At 63.5% G+C, this 11,332-nt stretch carries 8 protein-coding genes and 1 tRNA gene; 3 read left to right on the top strand and 6 right to left on the bottom strand.

Annotated elements, in window-relative coordinates:
* The first annotated feature begins 258 nt into the window (after window positions 1-258).
* The gene (locus EJ071_RS35260; RefSeq protein ID WP_126101966.1) at window positions 259-2,217 is read left to right on the top strand and encodes an acetoacetate--CoA ligase; all 1,959 of its coding nucleotides are present in this window, start codon (window positions 259-261) and stop codon (window positions 2,215-2,217) included.
* A 538-nt stretch (window positions 2,218-2,755) separates the two neighbouring features.
* On the opposite strand, the gene EJ071_RS35255 is transcribed toward EJ071_RS35260, so the two are convergent.
* Window positions 2,756-6,490 (bottom strand): PAS domain S-box protein, encoded by a 3,735-nt coding sequence (locus EJ071_RS35255; protein ID WP_126101965.1) that lies wholly within the window; start codon window positions 6,488-6,490, stop codon window positions 2,756-2,758.
* Between the two features lie 246 nt (window positions 6,491-6,736).
* On the opposite strand from EJ071_RS35255, the gene EJ071_RS35250 reads away from it, so the two are divergent.
* Together EJ071_RS35250 and EJ071_RS35245 are read left to right on the top strand one after the other, a co-directional pair.
* Window positions 6,737-7,198 carry a phasin gene (locus tag EJ071_RS35250; RefSeq protein ID WP_059186110.1) on the top strand — a complete coding sequence of 154 codons (462 nt, stop codon included), beginning with the start codon at window positions 6,737-6,739 and terminating at the stop codon, window positions 7,196-7,198.
* A gap of 343 nt (window positions 7,199-7,541) precedes the next feature.
* Window positions 7,542-7,618, top strand: a tRNA-His gene (locus tag EJ071_RS35245).
* A gap of 210 nt (window positions 7,619-7,828) precedes the next feature.
* Here the strand turns inward: EJ071_RS35245 and EJ071_RS35240 are convergent.
* From EJ071_RS35240 to EJ071_RS35225, 5 genes are all read right to left on the bottom strand, one after another.
* On the bottom strand, window positions 7,829-8,164 hold the full coding sequence (locus tag EJ071_RS35240) for a 4a-hydroxytetrahydrobiopterin dehydratase (RefSeq protein ID WP_126101964.1): 336 nt from the start codon (window positions 8,162-8,164) through the stop codon (window positions 7,829-7,831).
* A gap of 44 nt (window positions 8,165-8,208) precedes the next feature.
* Entirely contained in the window at window positions 8,209-8,364 is a 156-nt protein-coding gene (locus tag EJ071_RS38880; protein ID WP_189521338.1) for a hypothetical protein, read from the bottom strand.
* A gap of 38 nt (window positions 8,365-8,402) precedes the next feature.
* Window positions 8,403-9,104 (bottom strand): SAM-dependent chlorinase/fluorinase, encoded by a 702-nt coding sequence (locus tag EJ071_RS35235; protein ID WP_210211893.1) that lies wholly within the window; start codon window positions 9,102-9,104, stop codon window positions 8,403-8,405.
* 23 nt (window positions 9,105-9,127) lie between these two features.
* The gene (locus EJ071_RS35230; RefSeq protein ID WP_126101962.1) at window positions 9,128-10,063 is read right to left on the bottom strand and encodes an oxygenase MpaB family protein; all 936 of its coding nucleotides are present in this window, start codon (window positions 10,061-10,063) and stop codon (window positions 9,128-9,130) included.
* Between the two features lie 143 nt (window positions 10,064-10,206).
* Window positions 10,207-11,307 (bottom strand): CapA family protein, encoded by a 1,101-nt coding sequence (locus EJ071_RS35225; protein WP_126101961.1) that lies wholly within the window; start codon window positions 11,305-11,307, stop codon window positions 10,207-10,209.
* Between the last annotated feature and the right edge of the window lie 25 nt (window positions 11,308-11,332).

Raw genomic sequence — 11,332 nt, 5'->3', positions numbered from 1 at the left:
CCCGTATGCTTCCATTGCCGACAAATCGCCCGACGGGTGTAACCGAGCGCCGACGCTTTTCAAGTCTTTATGGCCCTGCAATGGCATTTGCGCCGCATCCTTGTCGGCCATTCCAACAAAATCTTGCTCTGCTGCGCTGCGGTATGCATAAGCGATAGACCCGTCCGGCCCCGCAACGGCACGCCGGTTTTGGGACAACGACGTAGGCGACGTCAGGCTTAACTGCCGCAATCGCGACGCGCCCTGGGAGGAACGATCATGGCCGCCGACACCCCCTTGTGGACGCCGACGCAGGACAAGATCGCCTCCGCGCCGATGACCGCCTTCATGAAAGCTGCCGAAGCGAAATCGGGGAAGGCTTTTTCCAGCTATGCCGAGCTGCATCGCTGGTCGATCGACGATCGCGAGGCGTTCTGGAGCCTGGTCTGGGATTTTTGCGGGCTTGTCGGCGACAAAGGCGAGCGGGCGCTTATCGACGGCGAGAAGATGCCGGGCGCGGCCTTCTTTCCCGACGCCAAGCTCAATTTCGCCGAGAACCTCTTGAAGAAGACCGGCGGCGGTCTGGCCATCGTCTTTCGCGGCGAGGACAAGGTCGAGCACCGGCTGTCCTGGAATGAGCTTCATGCGCTCACCTCGCGCCTGCAGCAGCTCTTCCTGTCGCTTGGGGTCGGAGAGGGCGACCGCATCGCCGCCATGATGCCCAACATGCCCGAGACCGTCGCCGCCATGCTGGCCGCAGCCTCGATCGGCGCGGTCTGGTCCTCCTGTTCGCCCGATTTCGGCGAACAGGGCGTGCTCGACCGTTTCGGCCAGATCGAGCCGGTCGTCTTCATCGCGCCCGACGGTTATTGGTACAACGGCAAGGCCATCGAGGTCGCCGACAAGGTCCGCGTGGTGGCCGAGAAACTCGCGACGGTGCGCAAGGTGCTGATCGTCGACTATCTCGGCACGTCCTCCGATGTCGCCGCCACCATCGACAAGGCAGCGGCGCTCGAAGAAGCGCTTTCGCCCTTCGCCGCCAAGCCCCTCGCCTTCGAGCGGCTGCCGTTTTCGCACCCGCTCTACATCCTGTTCTCCTCCGGCACCACCGGGATCCCGAAATGCATCGTGCATTCGGCTGGCGGCACATTGATCCAGCATGTCAAGGAGCATCGCCTGCATGCCGGCCTGCTCGACGGCGATCGCTTCTTCTACTTCACCACCTGCGGCTGGATGATGTGGAACTGGCTGGTCTCGGGCCTCGCCTCGGGGGCGACGCTTCTTCTCTATGACGGCTCGCCCTTCTATCCTGACGGCAACACGCTGTTCGATTTCGCCGATGCGGAAGAGATGACCCATTTCGGCACCTCGGCGAAGTTCATCGATTCCGTCCGCAAGGCGGGGCTGAAGCCCATCACGAGCCACGACCTCGAGAGCGTGCGCACCATCTCCTCCACCGGATCGCCGCTGTCGCCGGAGGATTTCCGCTTCGTCTATGACGGCATCAAGACGGACGCGCACCTGGCCTCGGTCTCGGGCGGTACCGACATCGTTTCCTGCTTCGTGCTCGGCGTGCCGATAGAACCGGTCTGGACCGGAGAGATCCAGGGGCCGGGTCTCGGCCTCGCTGTCGATGTGTGGGACGATGACGGCAGGCCGATCCGGCGGGAGAAGGGCGAGCTCGTCTGCACGAAAGCCTTCCCGTCGATGCCGATCGGCTTCTGGAACGATCCGGAAGGCAAGAAATATCACGCGGCCTATTTCGAGCGCTTCGACAATATCTGGTGCCATGGCGACTTCGCCGAATGGACGGCGCATGGCGGCATGATCATCCATGGCCGCTCCGACGCCACGCTCAATCCGGGTGGGGTGAGGATCGGCACGGCGGAGATCTACAATCAGGTCGAGCAGATGCCGGAAATCCTGGAGGCGCTGTGCATCGGCCAGGATTTCGACAATGACGTGCGCGTTGTCCTGTTCGTGCGGCTGGCCGCCGGCGTGAGGCTCGACGAGGATTTGGAAAAACGCATCCGCGCCAGGATCCGCACCGGCGCCAGCCCCCGCCATGTGCCGGCCAAGATCGTAGCCGTCACCGATATCCCGCGGACCAAATCGGGCAAGATCACCGAACTCGCGGTGCGCGACGTCGTCCACGGCCGCGCCATCAAAAACATGGAAGCGCTCGCCAATCCGGAAGCGCTCGAGCTGTTCAGGAATTTGCCGCAGTTGGCGGATTAGTTCCAGATTGTAGCCTGTTGCCGGCAGAGATTTGCGGTTTGTTGGCAACGTTCGAGATTGGCCGAAAACACTGTCTCTTCGAGCGCAGCGACGCGGCGCAGCCATAGGATCCATGCCGTGACATCAAGGCGCTGCAGCGGTCCAGAATTCTGCTCCCGCTGCGCTCTTCGGCCGAGGTAACGGCATGGATCCTTGGGTCTGCGCGACCGAGCTTCGCTCCTGCTTCGCCCAAGAATGACGAAGTCGGGAGGCTTCGGCTAATTTCCAAGGCATGCGAGATGTCAGGCCGTCAAACGCCCTCGGCATGGTTAATGAAATCTATCTCCCGAATTTACCTAGATTTCACGAGTGGTACACATTCGTAAATTTTTCGGCCTCCGGTAAGGACTTGTTAAGGGACGGCGCCGATAGTCGCGTGTAACTTGAGGGAGAAATCCCGTTCCTCGTCCCCTGAGGATCAGATTCGCTCAAGCCCCCGTTGTGACAGCAATCCCATCTTTCAAGGCGTCCATTGGACGCCTTTTTCTTTTGGGCTCGACTATTCGGCCAGCACGCGCGTCGAGGGGAAGCCGACCTCGACCAGCGTGCCTTCGCCGGGCGTGGAGGTGATGGTGAAACGGGCGCGGTTGGCCTCCACCATCGCCTTGGTCAGCGGCAGCCCGAGGCCGGTGCCGTCGCCGCGGCCGCGCTTCAGCGCATTGATCTGCTTGAACGGCTTCAGCGCCTGCTCGATCTCGGCCTGGGTCATGCCGATGCCGGTGTCGCGCACACGCATGACGACGTCGCCGGAGGCTTCGTAAGCGGTGGAGACGATCACCTGGCCGCCGGCCTGCGTGTAGCGGATGGCGTTGGACAGGATGTTGAGCGCGATCTGGCGCACGCTTCTCAGGTCCGCCACCACTTCCGGCAGTCGCGAGGCGAAGCTCGAACGGATGATGACGCGTTCGCGGTTGGCCTGCGGCTGCATCATCGCCACCGTCTCGGCCAGCGTGTCGTTGAGCGACACCGCCTCGTAGGCCATCTCCTGCTGGCCGGCCTCGATCTTGGAGATATCCAAGAGGTCGTTGACGAGGTCGAGCACGTGATTGCCGGAGCGGTTGATGTCGCGCAGATAGTCACGGTAGCGGTCGTTGGCGATCGGGCCGAACTTCTCGTCTACCATCAGTTCGGAAAAGCCGATGATGGCGTTGAGCGGCGTGCGGATCTCATGGCTGATGCGGGCGAGGAAATCCGTCTTTTGCGAGGAGGCGCGCTCGGCCACGGCGCGCGCCTGGGTGAGATCCTCCTCGGCGCGCTTCCACTGTGTGATGTCGCGGACGACGGCGCAGAAGCCGCTGTCGTTGGGCAGCCTGCCGATGGTCATGAACAGCGGGATGAAACGCCCCTGCGCCTCGCGGCCGATGACCTCACGGCCGTCATTGAGCAGGCTGGCCACGCCCGGCTCGGAAAGGCCGGCCAGATAGTCGCGCGCCGCGCGCTGGCTTTCGATGGCGAACAGCGAGGCAAAGGGCTTGCCGGCGATCTCGTCGCTGTCGAAGCCGAACAGGGCTTCCGCCGGGCGGCTGATCGAGCCGATATTGCCGTCGCGGCCGATCAGCACCACGCCGTCGGTGGCGGTGTCGATGATGGTGCGCATTTCGGCGATGCGCGACTTGAGCTCCGAAACGTCCGGCTGCTGGCTCGGCTCGTCATTCGCCGCGCTGAAATGCGCCGCCGGCGCCTCGTCCTCGCCCGAGCGGCGCACCACCAGCATCAGCGCCTTGCCGCCGCGCCACGGCACGGAACGCAGCAGCGCATCGATCGGGAATTCCTGACCCTGGCGGGTCGTGAGTTTCAGTGAACGGTCGCTTTCGTCGGCCTCGCCATCGTCGGCGTAATGGTCGGCGAACAGCGCGCCCAGCCCGCCCGCATCGGCAAGGACCTCCAGCGTGTCATAGCCGGTGAGCTCGAGGAACGCGTGATTGGCGTAATGCAGCACATCACCGGAATGGATGAGCAGCGGCACCGGCAGCCTGGCGATGATCGACGTGTCGGGCGCCCTGGATTCCTCCCCGGTGGAGAAAGCCGACGGCACGAAGCCTTCGAGCTTGAGCAGCGGCACCGTGAGGCGCGGCCGTTCCGGTAACGCCGCTTTGCCTTCGCCGGGCTGTCCAGCTTCGGGCAGGGCGCTGTCGGGTCCGGCCCAGTCCTCGCTGTCTTCCGCGTCGCGAAAATCGTCGGCGGTCATGCTGTCGTCGTCAGCGCCGGCGTCAGGCGCCTCGGCCGGCGGTTCATCGGCGGTCTTCTCGCGCCCGGCATAGTTGAGCAGCGAACCGGACGCGGGTGGCGTATCGTCTTCCCCACCGGCAGTCTCGGAAGCATCGTCGGTGCCGTCGAGCCGAGCCAGGTCCTTCTGATCTTCCGCCTCGGTCTCCGCCTCAGCCGTCTCGACGGCCTCGGGCTGCGCTTGATTATCTTCCCGTGGGGCAGGCTCTTGCCCGGTCGCGTCGGGCGCGTTCAGATCATATTCGCCGGTCTTCCTCTCGCCGGCCTTCGGCTCGGCCGCGGGACCGGCCTTGTCGGCGGGCGTGGTCGCATCAGGCTGCTTTTCAGCGCCGGCGGTTTCGCCAGTCGTCGGCTCGGCCGGGCCGGAACTGTCCTTCCGCAGCCGCTCGCCGATCTCGCGAAAGGCGCTGCGCTCGAGGATCGACAGGCCCTTGTCAGGTCCCGGCTGCCTGTCATTTCCCGGTTGCTTGTCGTTGGCCGGCTGCCTGTGCTCGGCCAGGCGGATCACCTTGTCGGCATAGCGCCGCTCCGGCTTCGGCACGATAGTCAGCGCCGGCACCTCGCCCTGGAACGGGTCGGCGGGTTTCGGCGGCTCGGCCGCCGACTGCCCGGCGGCAGGTTCGGGTTTGGCCGGTGCGGCGCCATTGGGCACAAGCGCCATGCCCAGCGCTTCCGGATCGACAACGGCGTCGGCGCTGCGCGCGACGCCGAAGCCGCGAAAACCCTCGAAGGCGCGGCTGCGGCCATAGACCGGCAGCGCCGCCAGATCGACGGGGATCTTCAGGTCCATGCCGGCCACCGGCCAAAGCACCGAGCGCCCCGACCAGGTATCGCGCCGCTCGAGCAGGGTGGCGATCTCGCCCGATGCGTCGAGACCGAAAGTCGTGGCGACATCCCTGAAGCGGCGGCCGATCACATCGGCGGCCGGCTTGCCGACGATGTCGGCGAATTCCGGCGACAGCGCGCTGAACTTGCCTTCGGCGTCGGTGCGCCAGACGAAACGCAGCGGCGGCGCCGAACGGTCGATAGCGCGAGCCGCGGCCGGCTCTGCCGGCGGCGCGATTTCGGCGGCGTCCTGCTGGCTTTCGGCCGCGGCATCCGTCGGTTCGACCCGTGCCGGCGCTTCCGGTTCGGGCCGCCCCGCGTCGTCGCCGCCGGCGTTGAAATACCAATGGTCATGCTGCGCGGGGCCGGTATCGTCAGCCTGCTTGCCTGCCTCGACGCTGGTATCGTTCTCGCGGGCGGGCTCGGCTTCGCTGGCGGCGCTCTTGTCTTCGGAGATGGTGGACGCGCTTTCCGACGCTGCCGCCTGATCGCCGCCAGGCCGATCGTCCTGCCGGCCGTCGAGTTGCTCCTCGTCGATCACCACCAGCAGATGGCGCTGTTCGGTGAGCCGCGCGAAACCGGCCGGGTAGGAGGTGTTTGCGCCGGGAACAAGGCGCTTGACGATGCGGTCTCCAGCGCTTGCCACGTCCGCGACAAGGGCAGCCAGGGTCTCCGGCTTGATGCCGAGCGCGATAAAACCCTCCGAAGCCGCCTCGATGTGGCCTTGGGCATCGACGAAGGCAATGAAATGCCCAGCCTCGGTGAAGCCGCCGATGGCGCGGCTGGCGATTTCGTCCGCACTGCGCGAACCGGTCTGCGCCGCCGGCATCGCCAGCATGATCGCCTTTTCGCCGTCCGGCATCGTAACCGCGCTGGCGAGCAAGCCGACGGCACGGCTCACTATGCCGGTCGCCAGCCTGACGGTGATGGCGCGGTCGCTGCCGATGTCCGGAAAGCCGCTGGTCGCCATGATCTGCCGCCTGGCGATCAGCGGCAATTGCGCCGAGGCGCCGATGATGGCCTCGATATCCGGATAGCCGAACACCGCGGCACCTGGCCCGTTGGCCCAGATCACTTGCTCTAGGTCGGCCGACAATATGGCAAGCGCGTCGCCGGCGGCAAAGCGCTGGCGCACCGCATCGAGCACGGCGACGTCGAGGAAGGAGTAGTTTTCAGGCGGCATGCGCTGGCGAACCCTCCGCAAGCGGGCATTTTCGGTTAACGCTTTGTTAATAAAAGCGTACGGGACGAAGGTCCACAAGCCATGCCGTGCAACGACCGAAATCTCTGGGCTCGTGGTTAACGGCGGGGCGATTTTCATGGTGCGCTGCAACAAAGATGTTGCATTGCACAAAAACTGCCTTTATATTGCCATCATACATGAACGAGACGGCTTTCTGTCAAAGCCGCTATCCCGAAAGGTTGGAAAATGTCCAAGACTGCCAAGACCGCTGAGACCATCGAGAACGTTGAATTCCCGAGCTTCGACGCTTCCAAGGCCACCGACCAGATCCGCGCCTTCGCCGAGAAGGGCGTTGAGCAGTCGAAAGAGGCCTATGCCAAGCTGAAGAACGGCGCCGAGGAGACCCAGAAGGTTCTGGAGTCGACCTACGAGACCGCCAAGACCGTTTCCGGCGACTTGTCGCTCAAGACCATCGCCATCCTGCGCGCCAACGCCGAGGCCAGCTTCTCGCATCTCGAAGCCCTGGTCGGCGCCAAGACGCTCTCCGAGGTCGTCGAGCTGCAGACCGCCTTCCTGCGCAAGCGCGCCGAGATGGCCGTCGAGCAGGCCAAGGACTTCCAGACCGTTGCTTCCAAGGCCGTCGAGGACGTCTCCAAGCCGGTGAAGACCGCTTTCGAGAAGGCGTTCAAGGACAGCAAGGCGGCCTGATTCCAGGCCGCAACCTTACGATGCATCAAAACGTCGCATTTCGTCAGACAAATAGATGTGCGACGATTTGATCGGATGAATACCCGGAGGGCGAAACCTCCTCCCTTCTCTCTCCGGGGTGACCAGCCAGCTCCTCCTCCCGCTGGCTCGTAACAGGAAAAGGCCGGCACCTCCTCCCGCCGGCCTTTTCTTTGGCCTGGATAAATGGTGCCCGGTGCGCCGAACCGGCCTTTGCCTCATCAAAGGCCTTGAATTAGACTCTGATAGCCCGTATTGGACGCATCGCCGACGACAGAGCCGACGCGGAGAATGATTTCTTCTCGAGTTGCGCTCAGGCGGATGTGCCGTTGTAGCTCAGTTGGTTAGAGCACCAGATTGTGGATCTGGGGGTCGCTGGTTCGAGCCCAGCCAACGGTACCATCGCCTTCTCACGTAACCAACTGATTTTAGTGTGTAAATTGTGGTAATCGACGAAGGTGCTTGCGCCTAAAGGCGCTTTTGTGTCGCATATTGTGCTACCTATTGTGATACAAATGGATAGCAGGAACCGTGGGACGAAGACGTGCTAACCGGCCGATCATCAACGCGAACTTTTGGGTCCGTTCCGATCGTTGGGTGCCGAGCACCTCTCTACGAACCGGCGATGAGGTTGATCTTCGCGGCCATGATGAAGTCGTTCTCGTGCAATCCCTTGATCTTGTGAGTCTGCAGCGAGACTGCCGCATAACCCCAGCCGAAGCAGATGTCGGGATGATGCCCTTCTTCTTCCGCCAATCGGGCAACTTTGTCGACGAAGCCGAGCGATTGACGGAAATCCGCAAATTTGAAGTTGCGGCGCAGCAGGCGCGCCTCCTCCAGTTCCCAGCCAGGGGTCTGGGACAGATAGCCCTCGGCTGCCTCCTGCGTTAGCGGCGCAACACCGCCGCGGCAGGGCGTACAGGTTTTCTGAGCAATACCATCGGTCATGACAACCTCCCTTCGTGCTCATTCCGGGATAGCGATCGCGTTTATCACCTCACCCGGTATTTGCTCGCATAGTGCTTGGCCAGAACCTTGCGAGTCTGCTCGGCAAGCCGTTTGTTGCCGGTCTTCGCCCGCGCCTTGTCATTGCCTTTTTGCAGCTTCGGCAGATCGGCGCCCGGGCCTCGTTTCGTTGATTTGCGCATCGCAATAGATCAACGCCGTGACGGACAACCGGTTTCGTTCAAAGGACGATCTTCACAGGACTGCCGATCGCGAGACCGAGCTCGCCGTCCGCGCGCCCTTGATTGACAGCAATCTCTGCAAGTCCGTTCGAGTTCTCGTACCAAAAGGCCGTGCCCGGCGGCCGATCGCCGAAGGTCGTCGCGCCCTCCAGCACGCGGTCTGCAGCGGCGAGCCTCGCGCCTGCCGGTAGCCTGGCCGCTCTCAGGCCGGTCATGGCATTGCCGAAATGGTCGATATAGACGATCTCGGCGAGGTCCTCCGGCCAGTCTCTACGGCGATCTGCTTCATCCAGGCGCGGCCTGCCGGGCGGAGGCTCACGGCGTGCCAGCATGGCCGCGACCGGGGCAAACAGGTCACGCCCGTGAAAGCTGGCAGACAGGCGCTTTGGCTTCCAGTCGATATCCCAGATGAACGTATCAGCCGCGCGGCGCTGGATCAGCTCGAACAGGCCGTTGCCGGGGCCGACATACCAGCGACCGTCGGCCTCGACGATGACCGACGGGCGCGTCCCTCCGACGCCTGGATCGACGACGCAGAGAAAGACGGTCCCCGCAGGAAACCACTGCGCGTAGACCGCCAGCAGGTAGGCCGACGCCTTGGGATTGCCGACCGGCGCGTCGGAGAAGAGGTCGATCGCGGGGATGCCCGGCGCCATCTGGTGCAACATAGCCTTCATCTGACCCGTGTAGGGGCCATCCAAGCCGAAATCCGTGAACAAGACAATCATGGGCGGGCATCGACTGCGCTGCGATGGACATACAGATAGTCGGCCGGAAGGCGCATCCGCCGGCAGGCCTGAACGGCCGGGTTGGTTTCCATAACGAGGCGATCCGCCAAAGCCCCTGCCTGCCGGACTGCCTCGGCTTCCCACCTGTGCAAGCCGTGCCCGGTGAGCCCCAACAGCGCCTGCATCCAATCAGGCACCAGATCAACGGCAGCCGCTACCAGCAGGTGCTGTGCCGGCCTCAGCGGCAGCGGCAGGATAGGCGCCGAACGCATGATGGCGAGAAATTCGAGCACAATGGCCGAGCGCTCCAGCCGTCCGGCTGTCGCATGGAACAGCGCTTCAAGCTCGGCTTCCGATCCCGGCGCGCCCGTGGCGCCGAAAAGGCGCGCGGCGGGAACGCCGTCGGCATAACAGCGGTCGCGCTCCGATGCGGAGAGCTGCCGCACATAGGTGTGATAAGCCTGGACGAAGCCGTACGCCGCCGTGCCCTGAACCCAGTTCAGAAGGTCGGGGTCATTGGCGCAATACGTTTCGCCAGACGATGTCACGCCTGTGACCCGGTCGTGTATCCGCCGAACGCGGGCGATCATGGCCTCGGCCGTGGTGCGGGAACCGTAGATCGTCACCATGGCAGCGAGCCCCGTGCTGTGCAGTCGCCGAATTGGATTCAGGCGGAAAGACGTATGCTCCCATACGCCAGTGCGCACGCGCGGTTCTGCAAGCTCCATGATCACGGCGGTGACGCCGCCGATGAACAGCGAAAGCGGGTTCTTGAACACGCGCCACGACACGGAGTCCGGCGATATCAGTCCGGCCTCGCCGATCGGTCGCGAGAAATCGATGTGAGGCCGGTCGCCGGGCTGCAGCACCGCCCGCGTTATCGCCTCAAAGAGGCTTTGCAACGGCCAAGGCAGGACGATCGGCGTGGTCATGGCAACGAGCGCCATTCACAAGAAACGCGTGCTTCCAAGCAGTGAAGTTGGGCCGCTGGTCGCACCTGGCGAAACTACGACCACTTTCTGCGGAGCTCCTTTGCGCACCGTAGCTCAATTGGATGACCGTGCCCACCACCAGTTCACATTGTCGGCCAGGACAGCGCAAGCCTTCCCCCTGGCGCAGTTCCGACGCCCGTACCAAACTGCCCGCTTTCTCGGTCCAGGGTCTGCTGCAACCAGGCAACGTCCCTGTTAGCCGCGCGGATGAGCTGGAAACGGCGGATTTGGAAGGGCACCAGTTCGAGCGCGACCAGATCGCTTCGAGGACCAAGGTCGGCGATATACATCAGGGCAAGGTCAGGCCGGAATTGCCCGTGGCCTTTGATGCCTTCATAGTCATTCAGGAAGTCGCCGCAGCCATAAAGAATGAGGCGGTTCCGGTACACTTCGATGGATTTGGCATGATGCGATGAGTGGCCGTGAACGATGGATATGTCCGCCCTGTCGATCAGTTCGTGGGCGAACCACCTTTGTTCCTCCGGGATGTCATAGCCCCAGTTTGGTCCCCAATGAAGGGAGACCACGACCACATCATTTTCTCGTCGGTCCGCAGCCACCAGATCGGCGATCGCTGCGACAGTCGCATCGGAAAGCGCAGGTAGAAAGTTCACTCCGGCCCGGTCATGCGTCGCCGCCCAATGTCGAGGGACGCCGCTCGTCTTCGAGGCGAACGAAAAAACAAGTGCGCGCCCCGCGTCGGTGTCTGCCAAAATCGCCGGGGCGCTTGCTTGGGCGGCATTGCGCCCCGCTCCAGCGGTCTTGATTTGCAAACGCTCGAGCGTTGCCAGGGTCTCCAGCAGCCCGGCGCGCCCCCAATCAAGAACGTGATTGTTAGCGAGAACGCAGCAGTCGATCCCCGCGGCGACAAAGCAGCCGGCGTTCTCGGGGCTCATCCTGTAGTTGATGGCCTTGGCGACATAGGCGTCGCAGCGCGTAATGCTGGTTTCGAGATTTATGATGCTCGCGTCCGGCCGCGCCCGCTCCAATTCCTGCAGCGCTGCACCCCAGATGTAGGGGAAGTCGACTGGCGTCGGTATCGGTTGGTTCGCCGCCTCCGCCATCCGGACATAGTCTATGGCCGATTGCACATAGCGCTCGTGAAGACGAGGGTCACACGGATGTGGAAGCGCCTGGTCTATGCCTCGCCCCGTCATCACATCGCCACAGAGAAAGATCCGCATGACGCGTACCAGCCGGGCCCATCAC

It is taken from the genome of Mesorhizobium sp. M1B.F.Ca.ET.045.04.1.1, from assembly GCF_003952465.1.
Classification (GTDB): domain Bacteria; phylum Pseudomonadota; class Alphaproteobacteria; order Rhizobiales; family Rhizobiaceae; genus Mesorhizobium; species Mesorhizobium shonense.
This window is presented reverse-complemented; position numbering and strand designations above follow the sequence as displayed.